Annotated in this window: 15 protein-coding genes; 12 read left to right on the top strand and 3 right to left on the bottom strand. The window is 39.4% G+C overall.

Annotated features, from left to right (window positions below; all coding sequences use genetic code 11):
- The first annotated feature begins 16 nt into the window (after window positions 1-16).
- A complete protein-coding gene (locus VBD025_RS02320) occupies window positions 17-1,507 on the top strand; it encodes a glycine betaine uptake BCCT transporter (RefSeq protein WP_430788921.1) in 1,491 nt (496 codons plus the stop codon).
- Between the two features lie 127 nt (window positions 1,508-1,634).
- Complete coding sequence (locus VBD025_RS02315; RefSeq protein WP_430788919.1) at window positions 1,635-3,161, top strand: UDP-N-acetylmuramoyl-L-alanyl-D-glutamate--2,6-diaminopimelate ligase; 1,527 nt, start codon at window positions 1,635-1,637, stop codon at window positions 3,159-3,161.
- A gap of 883 nt (window positions 3,162-4,044) precedes the next feature.
- Here VBD025_RS02315 and VBD025_RS02310 read toward each other — a convergent pair.
- On the bottom strand, window positions 4,045-4,437 hold the full coding sequence (locus VBD025_RS02310; RefSeq protein ID WP_430788917.1) for a hypothetical protein: 393 nt from the start codon (window positions 4,435-4,437) through the stop codon (window positions 4,045-4,047).
- Between the two features lie 214 nt (window positions 4,438-4,651).
- Here VBD025_RS02310 and VBD025_RS02305 point away from each other — a divergent pair, with 214 nt between their 5' ends.
- Genes VBD025_RS02305 through VBD025_RS02290 form a run of 4 tightly spaced genes read left to right on the top strand, consistent with a single transcriptional unit; the run spans window position 4,652 to window position 7,778 of the window.
- Complete coding sequence (locus tag VBD025_RS02305; protein ID WP_430788915.1) at window positions 4,652-5,026, top strand: GntR family transcriptional regulator; 375 nt, start codon at window positions 4,652-4,654, stop codon at window positions 5,024-5,026.
- Entirely contained in the window at window positions 5,026-5,715 is a 690-nt protein-coding gene (locus VBD025_RS02300) for an ATP-binding cassette domain-containing protein (RefSeq protein WP_430791234.1), read from the top strand. The genes VBD025_RS02305 and VBD025_RS02300 overlap by 1 nt, the downstream gene beginning before the upstream one ends.
- Window positions 5,712-6,545: a hypothetical protein gene (locus VBD025_RS02295; protein WP_430788913.1), complete on the top strand. Its 834-nt coding sequence runs from the start codon at window positions 5,712-5,714 to the stop codon at window positions 6,543-6,545. Before VBD025_RS02300 ends, VBD025_RS02295 begins: the two co-directional genes overlap by 4 nt.
- A 15-nt stretch (window positions 6,546-6,560) precedes the next feature.
- Window positions 6,561-7,778, top strand: coding sequence for a hypothetical protein (locus VBD025_RS02290; RefSeq protein WP_430788911.1), 1,218 nt, complete (start codon window positions 6,561-6,563; stop codon window positions 7,776-7,778).
- Window positions 7,779-7,829: 51 nt separating this feature from the next.
- Here the strand turns inward: VBD025_RS02290 and VBD025_RS02285 are convergent, their stop codons facing one another.
- Window positions 7,830-8,429, bottom strand: a complete 600-nt coding sequence (locus VBD025_RS02285) for a short chain dehydrogenase (protein WP_430788909.1) — start codon at window positions 8,427-8,429, stop codon at window positions 7,830-7,832.
- 814 nt (window positions 8,430-9,243) lie between these two features.
- Here VBD025_RS02285 and VBD025_RS02280 point away from each other — a divergent pair.
- Both VBD025_RS02280 and VBD025_RS02275 read left to right on the top strand, forming a co-directional pair.
- On the top strand, window positions 9,244-9,756 hold the full coding sequence (locus tag VBD025_RS02280) for a GNAT family N-acetyltransferase (RefSeq protein ID WP_430788907.1): 513 nt from the start codon (window positions 9,244-9,246) through the stop codon (window positions 9,754-9,756).
- Between the two features lie 3 nt (window positions 9,757-9,759).
- Window positions 9,760-10,221: an ASCH domain-containing protein gene (locus VBD025_RS02275; RefSeq protein ID WP_430788905.1), complete on the top strand. Its 462-nt coding sequence runs from the start codon at window positions 9,760-9,762 to the stop codon at window positions 10,219-10,221.
- A 46-nt stretch (window positions 10,222-10,267) separates the two neighbouring features.
- Here VBD025_RS02275 and VBD025_RS02270 read toward each other — a convergent pair whose 3' ends face one another.
- Window positions 10,268-11,137 (bottom strand): YitT family protein, encoded by an 870-nt coding sequence (locus tag VBD025_RS02270; protein ID WP_430788903.1) that lies wholly within the window; start codon window positions 11,135-11,137, stop codon window positions 10,268-10,270.
- Window positions 11,138-11,285: 148 nt separating this feature from the next.
- On the opposite strand from VBD025_RS02270, the gene VBD025_RS02265 reads away from it, so the two are divergent.
- The 4 genes from VBD025_RS02265 to VBD025_RS02250 all read left to right on the top strand — a co-directional run bounded on the left by VBD025_RS02265 (window position 11,286) and on the right by VBD025_RS02250 (window position 14,620).
- Entirely contained in the window at window positions 11,286-11,636 is a 351-nt protein-coding gene (locus VBD025_RS02265; RefSeq protein ID WP_430791232.1) for a VOC family protein, read from the top strand.
- A gap of 55 nt (window positions 11,637-11,691) precedes the next feature.
- Window positions 11,692-12,705, top strand: coding sequence for a S66 family peptidase (locus VBD025_RS02260; protein ID WP_430788901.1), 1,014 nt, complete (start codon window positions 11,692-11,694; stop codon window positions 12,703-12,705).
- 82 nt (window positions 12,706-12,787) lie between these two features.
- Complete coding sequence (locus VBD025_RS02255) at window positions 12,788-13,651, top strand: AraC family transcriptional regulator (RefSeq protein WP_430788899.1); 864 nt, start codon at window positions 12,788-12,790, stop codon at window positions 13,649-13,651.
- An 81-nt stretch (window positions 13,652-13,732) separates the two neighbouring features.
- Window positions 13,733-14,620, top strand: a complete 888-nt coding sequence (locus VBD025_RS02250; RefSeq protein ID WP_430788897.1) for a GNAT family N-acetyltransferase — start codon at window positions 13,733-13,735, stop codon at window positions 14,618-14,620.
- The last annotated feature ends 240 nt before the right edge of the window (window positions 14,621-14,860 follow it).

Here is a 14,860-nt window from a genome sequence, read left to right as displayed (position 1 = left end):
CATAAGAGGTGGAAAAGTGAAGAATGTAACAGTAGTTTTTTGGTATGGACTTATTATCTGTATTGGTGTTGTAGTATGGGGTTCAATCGCCCCAGCTAATTTAAAAGAATTAACAGCAGAAGTAACACAAGCAATATCCGTAAACTTTGGATGGTATTATTTAATCATTATTATGATTATGTTAGCCTTCTGTGTTTATTTAATTTTTTCCAAATTTGGTAAGGTTAAACTTGGAAAAGAAGGAGATAAACCAGAATTCAGCCTGTTGTCATGGTTCGCTATGCTATTCAGTGCTGGAATGGGTATGGGTCTTGTATTTTGGACCACCGCAGAACCAATTAAGCATGCGTTTGTGTCTTCTCCCGAAGCTAAGCCTGGAACAGAAGAAGCAATAAAAGAAGCACTTCAGTATTCTTTTTTCCATTGGGGTGTACATGCTTGGGCAGTGTATGGAATTGTAGCGCTCGTGCTAGCGTATTTTAAATTCCATCGTGGAGCACCAGGTCTTATCAGTGCTACGCTTGTTCCATTGTTCGGGGAAAAGGCGATGCAGGGAATTGCAGGAAAACTGATTGATACATTAGCTGTTGTTGCAACGGTAGTAGGTGTTGCTGCGACACTCGGATTTGGATCCGCTCAAATAAATGGTGGATTATCCTATATATTTGGAATTCCAAATAATTTCACGGTATTACTAATTATTTTAGCCGTGGCGACAGCGTTATTTATTTTTTCAGCCTGGTCAGGAATTGGTCGGGGAATTAAGTATTTAAGTAATATCAATATGGTATTGGCATTTGTATTGTTGATTATATTATTTATCGTAGGTCCTACTTTATATATTCTCAATATGTTTACAAGTACACTTGGTGGATATATAACCGACTTTTTCGAAATGAGTTTTCATTTAGCACCATTAGATGGTGAAAATCGTAAATGGATAAACAGCTGGACTATCTTCTACTGGGCATGGTGGATTTCGTGGGCACCTTTCGTAGGTATATTTATCGCACGAATTTCAAAGGGCCGTACTGTAAAAGAATTTATGCTGGGAGTCCTGCTTGTCCCATCATTAGTATGCTTTATCTTTTTTGCAGTATTTGGAGTTTCCGCTTTAAATCTTGAGCAAAATGGTATTGTAGAGATCTCTAAGTTAACGCTGGAAACGTCTACGTTTGGAGTGTTGGAAAACTATCCCCTCGGCACATTGATGTCCATTATAACTATTCTTGTAATTGCCATCTTTTTCATCACTTCAGCTGACTCAGCTACGTTTGTATTAGGAATGTTAAGTACAAATGGACATATTAATCCATCAAATTCGGTGAAAATCGTTTGGGGACTGGCACAATCAGCAATGGCGGCAATCGTCGTTTATTTTGGCGGCACACAGGGACTGCAGAATGTCCTTATTATCGCTGCGCTGCCGTTTTCCATCGTTATAATGCTGATGGGCGTCTCGTTTTATAAAGCAGTGCAGCAAGATAATAGTAAAAATGTAAAATAATGTACCTCACGTATAATAAATTGATACGAATAGCATGTTTTTCAACAGAGAAAAATAAGTTATACTTTAACAAAGAGTCTTCTCATAACTCCAGTGTCCGTGGTGAAGAAAGTAGCGAGGTGCAACGATGAATATTAACTTCGAAAAAGATATTGGAATAGGTATTTTAAAGATATACGGCAGTAAACAGAACAGCATTACATCGATAACTTATGATTCACGCAGAGTTGTCGATGGATCTGCTTTTGTTTGTATTGCTGGAGAAAACGATGATGGTCATTATTTTATAGAAGATGCAATTGAGCAAGGTGCATTGGTAATGCTTGGTGACAATGAAGAGGCACTAAGGGGAATGAGCGTAAAATATCCTGAGTGTACATTTTTGTATGTTGAAAACGTGCGAGTGGCTGTGGCCAAGTTGGCAGGTATATTCCACGAATTTCGTTATAAAAACATGTTGACTGTTGGAATAACTGGTACTAATGGTAAAACAACAGTGGCTGTATATGTTAAATCGTTATTAAATAATTTAGGACTGCCAACAGGATCTATCGGTACAACAGGAGTATGGAGTTCGAAAAATAAACTTGAATTCATGCAAAGCACTCCTACAACTCCTGAATCATCTGATATACATTACATCTTTGATCATTTATATGCAGCAGGGGACAAAGCGGTATCTATGGAAGTTTCTTCTATTGCAATTGAAGAAAAACGTGTCGAAGGAATTCTTTTCGATGTAGGGATACATACAAATCTGTCTCCGGAGCATATTGAATATCACAGGAATTTTGAGAACTATAAAAAGGCAAAGCTGAAGTTATTTGATCAAGTGAAAACTGCAGTTGTAAATGTGGATGACCCACAAATGGCACAGGATATTATTGATTCATTTACAGGAAATCTATTTACCTATAGCCTGTCAGGAGAATCCAATGCGGATGTAACAGCAACTAACATCCGAGTGAACGAAAATGGTTCGCTGATTGATTTGAATATTAATGGTGAGTGTTTTACAGTTCGCACTCCAGTTTTCGGTGATTACAATGTAGCGAATCTCTTGGCGGCAGTATGTGTTGCGCTCGATTCAGGCTTTTCAACTGAAAAAATAGTACAAGCTCTTTCTTTCATCGAAAATCCTGAAGGAAGATTTGAAATCCTGCAGGAGGATACTGCTGGAAGGAAAGTCATTCTTGATTATGCGCATACGCCAGTAGCGCTTAAAAGTTTATTAGCAGAAGTGCATAAACTTAAATACAATAAATTGATTGTAATGATTGCAGGAATAGGAATCCGTGATTTTAGTAAAATGCCTAAAATGGCAGAAATGGTAGAAGGTAAAGCAGATTCGATCGTAGTGACGGTGGATCATCCCGGATTTAATGACCCCCGAAAGGTCGTTGACAGTGTAATGGATGGATTCTCGGATCGATCTGCTGAAAATATCCATGCTACTTTATCACGGGAAGATGGAGTTAAAAAAGCGCTGTCGTTAGGTGATGAAGGTGATATCATTGTACTCACGAGCGGATGTATTAATGGAGCGCAAATTGTTAAAGGTGAAAAAATACCACACTCCGATACAGCAATTATAAAGGAGTATTTCACGCAGTTAGAGACGAATCTGAAGCAAGGACTGCAGGAAGGTATATAGAAAGAAGCCAGAAACCGTTCATTTCGGTTACTGGCTTCTTTTTAAAAAGATAAGAATGTATAAAATATTTATGTTTGTCTAGCTCTAACGCCTGGCCAACTTGAGGTTTTTACATGCTATTAGTTCTTTTGTCGTAGTTGATGGAAACTGCGAAATAACTCGATTAAACTTTAGCTTTGTTATCACATACGCGTTCTAAAGCTGCCGTCCAGGATCGCTGCGGGCGGATGCTTTCCGCGGGCACGGCTTCAGTCTCCTTGCCCCGACAAGGGGTATGCCGACGTTGTCCGCAAAGGACGGTTTTAGTCGGCCATCATCTTTTAGAGCGCTCTGCGGGGCTTCAGACTCGTGCTGTTCCCGCAGGAGTCACCGCCCTCCTCTCACCAGGACTGGTAAAGCTATTTATGACTGTTTTAATGCGTACTTAAATAGACGTACTATCAGGAGTAGAGTTAATAAATCCTCAACATCCCCATTTCGTCAAGAGATTGGAGCGGATGGCAGTCGACTCCTGCGGGAGGACAGGCATAGGTGAGACCCCGGAGTGCGCTAGCACGAGGAGGCTCACCAGCCGCCCGCGGAAAGCGACTGCCATCTGCGGAAATCTCGTTGCTGTTACATCGCGGTCTATTTCCGGTGTGGAAAATAACCAGCAGTTAATTCGCAGTATAAAGATTTTGCGTCACTAGGGAAATTGATTGCGAGATATTCAACTGTTCTAGGAGAATCTGCCGGTATAAGTAAAAACTCGGCATTCGCTATTAAAGACGAGGCGAATGCCGAGTTTTTTCTAATTTAATTAAGCTTAACTAGCATTAGAAATATACGGAGATGCGAAGATAGATCCACTTACTTTGTGTATAAGTTCCCTGCTGCGGCTAGGCTAATGGCTCTCTTCTGTTTTTAAAAATGTAAGAATAAAAAAGAACAAGAAACTTAGCAGCATAATAGATCCACCAACGATGAAAAATACATTGATTAGTGTATCATTTAAATCAAAAGGTCTTACATAATATAACCACATGCCAGACGTTAAGCCAATCGCACCAATAATAGCTGACCATACGTGGAGTGTAGATACTATCTTATTTGCTGGGGTAAACACTTTGTAATAAACCGACCATGCAAATAAAGTAAGCCAGCCAACAACCAGGATATGCGCATGAACTGTTTTGAATTCATAACCTCCAGAACCAGCCATGTGTGATCCCAGAAATGCCCCAATTAATGCGAAAGCTGCCGAGACTCTTAATAATACTTTACTGTACTTATTCAATAAAATCACTCCTTTACTTATCCCTTTGTGCAACATTATAACAGTATTCTTTATGTTTTATGTGAACGGTATATGAACAGCTGCAAAAACTTTTAAAAATTAGCATTGACTATTTTGTGTATTAACCATATAATACACTTACAACATGTATGAACTGCTTAGTACACACACTTAATTATATACATAAACATCCAAGAACGTAGGAGTTGGTGAAATGAATGTGAAGTTTAATAATCGTGATCCTGTTTATTTGCAGGTTGTCCGGTACTTTAAGGAACAAATTGCAATTGGCGAATTGGCGCCAGGTGAGGAGATTCCTTCCAGAAGAGAATTAGCGAATCAAATTAAAATTAATCCGAACACGGCCCAGCGAGCATACAAGGATATGGAAGAGCAAGGCTTGATTCATACAGAAAAGAATCATCCCAGTAAAATCACCAGTGACGAGACAATTCTTGGCAAGGTACGTGAGGAACTACTGGAAAAAGCCGTCGATGACTTCATTTCGTCTGTCGGTTCCATACATGTTCCGCTAAAGGAAATACTTCTGTTAGTAGAAAAAAGGTATACGGATAAGGGGGAAGAATGATGATAGAAGTAAAAGAGATTTCAAAAAAGTTTGGTCGAAGGCGTGTATTAAATGGTGTGTCGTTTACTGCTAATAAAGGAGAAATAACCTGTTTAATTGGAATCAATGGCGTTGGTAAGACCACAATTCTAAATGCGATTATGGCACTTACACCAATTAATGGAGGACAAATATTGTTAGATGGCAAGGAAGTTAACGAGAAATCTTTTGAGAAGATAACGTTTATTCCTGACGCTATTACCATGCTTCCACAAATGAGGGTTTCAGAAGCACTGGAGTTCATGAAAGATTTTTACAAGTGCTGGAATCAGGTTCGCGCAAAAGAACTACTAGGTTTTTTTAAACTTAATGAAGATGACAAAATAGCTTCACTTTCAAAAGGAAATACAGCAAAGGTTAATTTGTTATTGGGTCTGGCGATGGACGTTGACTACATATTAATGGACGAACCGTTTTCAGGAATTGATATATTCAGCCGTGAACAGATTGCGAACGTCTTCACTAGTCATTTAATCGAAGACCGCGGGGTAATAATTACAACGCACGAAATTAATGATATTGAGCATTTGATTGATAAAGTAGTCTTACTGGATGAAGGCGTTGTATTAAAAGAATTTAATGCAGAGGAAGCACGTGAAAATGATGGGAAGTCTGTGGTTGATGTAATGAGAGAGGTGTATCAGGCATGAAGAACTATTTAAAGCTGGTGAATTTTGAATTTAATCGTTTTTTTAAAGTATTTTTGGTTTTACTTGTTATAACGCTTGTTGCACAAATTACAGGTGTGATCGTCGCTTCCAAAAATTATCTGAAAACAGCTAACGAAGCAATGTATCAAGATATGATTTCCAAGGCTGAATTTTTAGCACAATATGGTCAAATGAGCTTTCTTGACGTAACAAGAACTCTGTGGTTCCTAGGGCCGATTGCTTTATGTGCTGCAGCGGTAGCATTCTATATTTTTCTGATTTGGTATCGCGATTGGTTTGGAAAAAATACATTTATTTACAGATTGTTAATGCTGCCAACCAACAGATTAAATGTGTTTTTTGCTAAGATCACCACCATCTTATTAGCAACACTCGGATTTGTAGCATTTCAACTTCTGTTATTACCAGTTGAGATGACAATTCTGAAATGGATGGTGCCAAGGGGATTTCGGATAGATATGAACATAAATGAATTAATCAGCAGCTTACCTGAATTAACTATGATTATTCCAAATAGTATACTGGGACTTATTTTATACTACGGAGCAGGGATTATGGTTGTATCGGTTCTATTTACTGGAATTCTGCTTGAGCGAAGTTTTCGCTGGAAAGGTTTTTTTGCAGGATTGATTTATAGTATGTTAGCGATAGTTGTAATTTTTGCTCCATTATTTATACAGGAATTTCTATTAAATGATTTTTTCTATCCATTAGAATTGTTCCTGATTGAAATCGCGATTGGTATGGTTGTTCTGGCAATCTCCATATGGATGAGCGGATTTCTGCTAAAGAAAAAGATAACAGTATAGAGGGGGGAGTTTAGGATGAAAAAGTACTGGAAGGTTTCATTAGTTGCTATTGTCATTTTACTTGGATTTGGAACGTTTTATATTAAGTCTGCTATGTCTGCTCCAGAGTATCCAGCGTTTGTATTCAAAAATCAGGTTGGAGACGAGGAAGAGGTGAATCCACTCGTATTAGATGGTTATTACCAAGAGGGTGGAGCAATGGCTGGTTTCAGCACACAGGTACAGGTTACGTCTAACGGTACTGATTATAGAGACAATATTTCCCTGCTGGATCAGATTACTGGGTATTATCCTGAAAAGATTAAAGAGTTGCAGGATGAGTACCGAGGTTTTATGCGAGGCAAAGGTCCAATGATAAATTCATATTTTGAGAGTGATCAATTTGTTGCTTATGCCGATGCTACGAATAAAGTCGGCAATTCAAAATCTGATTTTACAATTAATGTATCACTGCTAAATAAATCTGATAATCAGACAAAATCGTTTCCAATAAAAGTTCCAGATAGTTCTGGAATAGATTATATAGATATACAGGACGTGCAGGTAATAGATAATAAACTTTATTTGGTAACAGATAATATGGTTGCTAACAAGGATGAGATTGCTACTGAAAATATTATTTATACAATAGATGTAGCGAGCGAAAAGTTAATTGAAAATCAAATGATTTTTTCTAATCTGGAGGTACCACAACGGGAAAATGAGGACTATACAAATGTTAACGTAATACAAGCTTCAGATGATACAAATCAACACGTTGTATTCTTGAAATCGCTGCAAAAAGATTTGCCGGAAGAACAGAGAACGGTAGAAACTGTTCAGGAAATTAATGTATACGATTTGGTTACGGGTGAAATGGAAAGATTAAATATACCAGAGAAGCTGAAGGAGAGCCAAGTTAGTTTATTTGATGGTACAATGCTTTATTTTACAAGCTATGTTAAACAAGAACTAATCATTATGCAATACAATATCAAGGACAAAGAAATAGAGAATGAGTTCGAAGTAAAGCTTGCGAATGAGGCTGAAGATATGATTTATCCGCTGCTTTCATTAAAAGACGAAAAACTATACGTTGCAAGTCAGCAGATAAACTTAAGTACACCAGGAAGAATTGCGATCTTTGATGTGACGACTGGTGAAGCTTTATACACATCTGAGATTGTAAGAGCAGACGAAAATGAAAAGGCAGAGCAATTTGAGTTAAATTTACATGAAATTTTAATAAAATAATAAAAACAAACGAGGCTGCTGATTGGATAGCAACCTCGTTTGTCTTTGGTTTTAGTAAACCTTATAATTCTGGCCAGTCTGTGATCCGTAAACGCTTTTTGTGAAAGCGAGGGCAACTCGTTCTGCTGGCACAGGGTCGAAACCTTGGAAATAGTCGCGGAGGCGTTCCCACGATTCCTGGACAGCGTTCGGGCTAACGCTGTTAATACGTATACCTCTTGGCATTTCGATAGCCGCAGACTTAACAAATGCTCTCACACCACCGTTTGCCATTGCTGCTGAGGCGCCTTGCAGGATTGGATCATCCATCATAATCCCGGTGGTCAGTGTAAAACTGCCATTATCATTCACGTAATCATGGCCAATCAGCACCAGGTTTATTTGTCCTTTCAACTTGCTGAGAATTCCTTTTTCGTTTTTGGCCGGAGTAAGTTCTGTCAATGGACTGAAAGCGGCTCCACCTGCAGCATTAACTACTGCGTCAACCTTGCCAATTTTTTCATACATATTTTTTATACTATCCGGAGATGTAATATCAACTGACACATCTGCTCCGTTGCGTCCAGCACGTACGACAGTATGATTTTGCTCTAACTTTTTAGTGACCTCTCTTCCAATAGTTCCACTTGCGCCGACTACAAGTATTTTCAAGTTAACAACCTCTTTTCTATAGTAGTCTTGTCTTGATTTAAAATAAATACAGCGTATATTTTAGAATAGGTGTTTAAGTCTCTATAAATAAATTTATGTAGAAGAATAAATTTTATGAGTTTAACTTTTTTAGACTAAAATAAGTAGTTATCACTGAACTAGTTGAATAAGCCTGTAATTTGATGTAGTAGTTACACAATATCTCTATACCGCGAATTAACTCTAGTTTTATTTCCATAGCTGCCGTCCAGGATCGTTGCGAGCGGATGCGCACCTTAGGGCACGGCTTCAGTCACCTTGCCCCGACAAGGGGTATGCCAACGTTGTCCGCAAAGGACGGTTTTAGTTGGCCATCCTCATTTAAACTGCGGGGCTCCTTCAGACTCGTGCTGTTCCCGCAGGAGTCACCGCCCGGAACGATGCAGAACTGGTAATGCTGTTTATGTCTTTGTTTTTCTTCAACTAGTGCATGTAGAAATAGCAGTGCTATCAGGGATGCAGTTAATAAATCTGCGACATCCATATTTAGTCTAGAGATTGGAGCGGATGGCAGTCGACTCCTGCGGGAGGACAGGCATAGGTGAGACCCCGGAGTGCGATAGCACGAGGAGGCTCACCAGCCGCCCGCGGAAAGCTCGTTGCTGTCATATCGCCGTATTCCCAAAGTGGTAAGTTATTTCTCAGTTTCCATCTAGGATGAAGTAACTAGCGTGACAACTACCATAATTTCAGGTGCTATAATCACTGCAGTTTATTGGATTTATCATGATTATCCTAGGTGAGAAAGTTGAGTTATGAGGAAAGGAGCAAGCCGATGATTAGAACAGAACGATTGCAATTAAGAAGGATGAATACCAGCGATGTGGATTTACTAATGGAAATTTTTAGTGATCCAGTAGCGATGAAGCATTATCCGTCCACGAAAAACCGGGAAGAAACACTCCAATGGATTGAGTGGAATAGGAATAACTATCAGGAGTATGGTGTTGGGTTATGGATTGTAGAAGATAAACAAACGAATAAATTTTTAGGGCAATGTGGAATCGTTCCGCAAAAGTTTGATAAAGCAGTTAAAATGGAAATAGGTTATTTATTTAAACAGGAAGTCTGGGGTAACGGATACGCAACAGAAGCAGCTTTTGCTTGTAAACAGTATGGTTTTGAGGAAAAAAAGTTCCCAATGTTAATTTCATTGATTGATCTGGAGAATCTGCCTTCCATACGCGTGGCAGAGCGAATCGGAATGAAATTGGAAAGTACCGTTCATCGATGGGAAAAAGAGGTCCTGCTTTATTCGTGCTTTAAACAAACAGAACAGGGGGAATGAATTATGAAAAACTCAGTGGAGCTAATGTGGGAACGTTATATACAATCTTTACCTGAAGCAAGTCGTAAGGGAAAAGAATATACATCCTGGGCATTTGGTGACGGACCATTGATGGCCAGAGAATTAGCGGATTTAGTGAAAAATGGAGAAAAGACTGGAACTTGCTCATTGTTTTCATTTTATGAAGCAGAAAATGAACCTATGCCATTTGTTGGCGAACTTAATATCATAACGGATTGGAATAATGAAGCAGAAGTGATTACGGAAACAACTAATGTTCAAGTTCTTCCGTTTAACGAAGTTTCAGCAGAGTTTGCGGCAAAAGAAGGAGAAGGGGATAAATCCTATGAATACTGGAAACGTGCACATGTGGAATTTTTTACAAACGAGTTAAATGAAATGGGCGAATCGTTTGATGAAAAAATGTTGGTAGTGTGTGAGGAATTCAAGGTTATATTTCAATAGAAATGAGCAGGAAGCGGTTAATCGCTTCCTGCTCATTATTCTTTCATTACAGCTTTTGACCGTAATATTTATCCAGTGAGAATCCTCTTCCAAGAATTTCAGAGGCATTTATAAATACAACAAACGAGGTGGGTTCTTCTTTTTGAAGTAACTTCTTCAAATGCACTGCTTCAGATCGTTCTGTGACACAAAGCAGCATTGTCTTACTTTCCTTCGAGTATCCACCGACCGTGCGTATTTTCGTTAAGCTTCGATCAATTTCGCTATTAATAAGGGATTGGATTTTTTCCTCTTTTTCCGTAATAATCAGGATTAGTTTTGTTGAGGACGTGCGCAATTGAACTCGATCGATCACTTTACTGGTCACATAAATACACATCAGTGCAAATAAAGTAAGCTCCAGATTGAAGACAATAATAGAAGAGACAACAACTGCTCCATCTACAATCAGCTGACAGTAACCGCTTGAAAGGCCTGTGAATTTCTTGACGATTTGTGCAATTGCTGCGGTACCTCCAGTCGAGCCATTCCCTTTATAGACTGTCCCAAGTCCTATACCAAGCAGTATTCCTCCGTATATCGCACCAAGCAGTGGGTTTGTAATCGTGTACGGAATATCTGCACTTAGCCAAATGATAAATGGTACCCAAAATGTTCCTACTAGCGTCTTCCCGCCAAAGTCTTTCCCGAGAATGAGCCATCCAATAAAGAAAACGGGGATATTAATAAGGAATTGCGTGTAGGCAGGACTAAGACCATATAACTCGAATAAAATGGTACTAATTCCAGATATTCCACCCGCAGCTAGCTTTGAAGGTAATAAAAACATATTGTATGAGAGCGCGACAAGTGTTGCCCCTGCAATTATCTGAAAATACTCTAATAGCAAGCGATTCAACGCAGATTTTTGTTTCATTTTTAAATTCCTTTCCTTAAACGAGCGCGTAGACACATTAGTTAAGTCTAAATTTGTTTTGTGTGCCTGTCAATTTTGTCTGAAAAAGAGGAGTTTTTGTCAACGGTATCGAAAGTAATCTTATATAAAAAATAGTGGGGTGATCAAGATTAATCCAATAATAAATCAAATTGGAACCGTGTTTATACCTGTGAAGAATATAGAACAAGCAAGAGATTGGTATTGTGATATCCTGTGTTTGCCTGTTACGGAGGATATACTATTTGATCACTTGTATGTTCTTCCAATGCAAGGGACAGGTATTGTCCTCGACAGTAAAATGTATGAAGCTGAACAAGTTTATCAAAAACCACCATTCCATCTTAATACATACGACATTGAGGATGCTTTTGCGTTCATGAATAATAAGGGAGTTCAAATGGTTACAGGTATCGAGCATGGTCAGTGGTTTAATTTTAAGGATCCGGATGGTAACGTGCTAATGATTTGTGAGTGTTAAACTGATCTTCCTGCTTCTTTTTCCTAATAAAAACAACTTAACGGGAGGTTAACAGATGATTACTTATCCATACTTAAACAAAGGGGCAACAGTCGGTGTTACAGCTCCGTCGTCAGGTCTGGAACTTGAACAGCACGATATGTTCAGGCAGGCATCCAAACGCAGTGAAGAAAGAGGCTATCCAGTTGTCTGTGGTCAAACGGTCTGGACGCAGGAAAAGGCAAAATCTGCACCAGCTCAGACAAGGGCAGACGAGTTCAATCGTATGATGCAGAATGAAGAGGTGCAGGCTGTTATTCCACTATGGGGTGGAGAATTGCTTGTCGAAATTATTGATAAAATTGATTTTGACATGTTTAAGAAAAAATGGATACTCGGGTATTCAGATTTAAGTGTGCTGCTGCTTGCTACGACATTAAAAACGGGTATGGCAACTGCGCATGGTACTAATTTTGTCGATTTGCGTGGCGAGTATTCGGATAAAACTACAGGCATGTGGGAACAAGTATTATCTACAGAAGCGGGGGGCTCTATAACTCAATACTCTTCTGAGAAATATCAAAAGAACTGGGACCACGCCAACCCAACTCCAGAAGTGTTCCATTTAACGGAACCGACAGAGTGGAAAACCTTATCGGGTGAAGCGGTTTTACTGGAAGGCAGGTTATTAGGCGGGTGTATCGATGTGATCAGACATTTGATCGGAACTCCGTACGGAAACGTCCGTGAATTTCAGCAGGAAAAGTTAAACAATGAACCAATTCTTTGGTACATGGAAAATTGCCAGATGAACACTACGGATCTGCGCAGAACACTTGTGCAAATGAGGCTTGCAGGATGGTTTGATAATTGCTCCGGAATTATGTTTGGTCGCAGTATGGCAAATGAAACGGTAGAAAATTATGAGGCGGTGGATGTTTATAAAGATCTGGAAAACGAATTGAACATTCCTATTATTTATGATATCGACTGTGGTCATGTCCCACCGCAAGTGACCTTTATTAATGGGGCATATGCGGAAGTAGAAGTCAGTAATGGCAAAAGTAAAATAGTGCAGTGGTTTAAGTAGCAATCCTGTCACAGTTGAGCACGTGGGAACAGGATTGCTGTATCTTGCTCTGGTAAGGTTGAAATAGAAAGGAGAGCAGATAATGGATGGACTTCAGCACATGATTAAAAGCATCGATTATATTGAAGAATACTTGAATCAGGATTTATCGATACAGGATGCAGCGAATGTTGCCTGTATGTCAAAATTTCATTACCAGCGGATGTTCAGTATGCTTACTGGTGTTCCAGTCAGTGAATATATCCGGAGAAGAAGGCTTACGCGTGCAGCTCAGGAACTGGCTCACTCAAACAGTAAAGTCATTGACGTTGCATTAGCTTACGGATATGAAACACCTGAATCGTTCTCTAAGGCATTCCGTAAAATGCATGGTGTAACACCATCTGCCGTAAGAAAAAACCGTCATTTGCTGAAAGCTTTCCCTAGGCTCTCTTTTCAAATTCAGTTTAAGGGTGATGTGGAAATGGATTACAAACTTGTGGAAAAAGAAGCGTTTTCTGTTGTAGGAAAAGAGATTAGAACTACTATAGTCGATGGTGCTAATCACCGTAAAATCCCAGCGTTTTGGGAGGAGTCAAACAGTAACGGATTTGTGGAGGAATTAGCAAAAGACTGCGGATCTATGGGAGTCATTGGTGCATGTATGGACTTTGACGCTGAACAGGAGGATCTAACGTATGTGATTTGTGCTGAGAAGAATAGAGGGGATATCCCTTCACAGTGGGTAGAAAAAGTTATTCCTGCCGCTACATGGTCCGTCTTTGAATCGGTTGGACCAATGCCAGATGCAATTCAAAAAACGTGGGAACGGGTTTTTTCCGAATGGTTTCCCTCAACAGGCTACGAGCATGCTGACGGTCCGGAACTCGAGATTTATGCAACTAGTGGTGATGTAAGTGCTGACGACTACAGATGTGAAGTGTGGGTACCAATTATAAAAAAATAGTACTGCAAATACACACTGCTGCAGTCGTGAAAATGGAACGAGTCATAATCGCATAATTAAAAACGAACAGGTGGGAACCCCATGATAAAAATTAAAAGATTGTCAGAATGTACATTTAATGATGCACTGCGAGCCTGGAATTTAGGATTTGAAGGTTATTTTGTTGATTTGTCGATGACAATGGAACGGTTTATCGGACGTTTAGTTTCAGAGGGGTTTTCCCCCGAATTTTCGATTGTAGCATTTGATGATGACAAACCCGTCGGAATTATTAACACAGGATTTAGAGTTATTAAAGGGAGAAAGACAGGGTGGAATGGCGGAACTGGTGTTGCTCCAGATTACCGTAATCAGGGAGTGGGCAAAAAGATGATGGAGCACCTCTTGTCCATTTTTGAAGAGCAGCATGTCGATGTTGCCACACTAGAAGCGATTAAGGAAAACAAATATGCGATTAAGTTATATGAAAGAATGGGGTATACCATTGTTGATGAGGTAACCAACTTTTCCCTAAATGGACCACATTCAGGACATGTGTTTAATGTGAATGGTGAGGCGTATTCGATTTCTAAAACGATACCTCAGGCAGCAGGTCAGCTTGATTTTTACAAAGCGGAACATACATGGCAGACACATTGGAGAAGCGTCGTTAACGGGGAAGCGGTTATAGTGAAAGATGAGAAGAACGAATCTGTAGGATACGCATATTTCCGACGGGGTTTTGATGAGGACTTTAACCATGCGGCAACTGTTTTGTATCAATGTGAAGCGGAGCCGAACCATACCGAGGCTCGTGCGATTACAAATTTACTCTTGAGTTGTGTGTTCGATGACCTCTCCTCAGATATAAAGCGTGTAATAGTTAATGTGCCTAAAGAGGGTAGTAAGTTAACCTACAATGTGCTGCTGGAAAATGGTTTTCAAGCAGATACCGTTCAAGTTGCCATGGAAAAAGTGATGAACCGATGATGTACAGACTATAAGGGCGAATAATATAAAATAAACAATAAGTTTGATAGATGGAAATGATTTTTCCATAGAGAATAATCCGAACGAAAGTCTCGTTCGGATTATTTTGTTACTAACTATTTAGTAGACTGAAAATAAGTAAGTTGGTGCTCCCTGAAATAATGGAATAATTTCCGCAATCGGTTGTAGTAGTTGACGCATTTTCTATAAACTGCGAGGTAACAGCTGGTTGTTTCTCAC

It is taken from the genome of Virgibacillus flavescens, assembly GCF_050574275.1.
Classification (GTDB): domain Bacteria; phylum Bacillota; class Bacilli; order Bacillales; family Amphibacillaceae; genus Virgibacillus_F; species Virgibacillus_F flavescens.
Note: the sequence above shows the minus strand (reverse complement) of the source record. Positions and strands in the feature narration are given on the sequence as shown.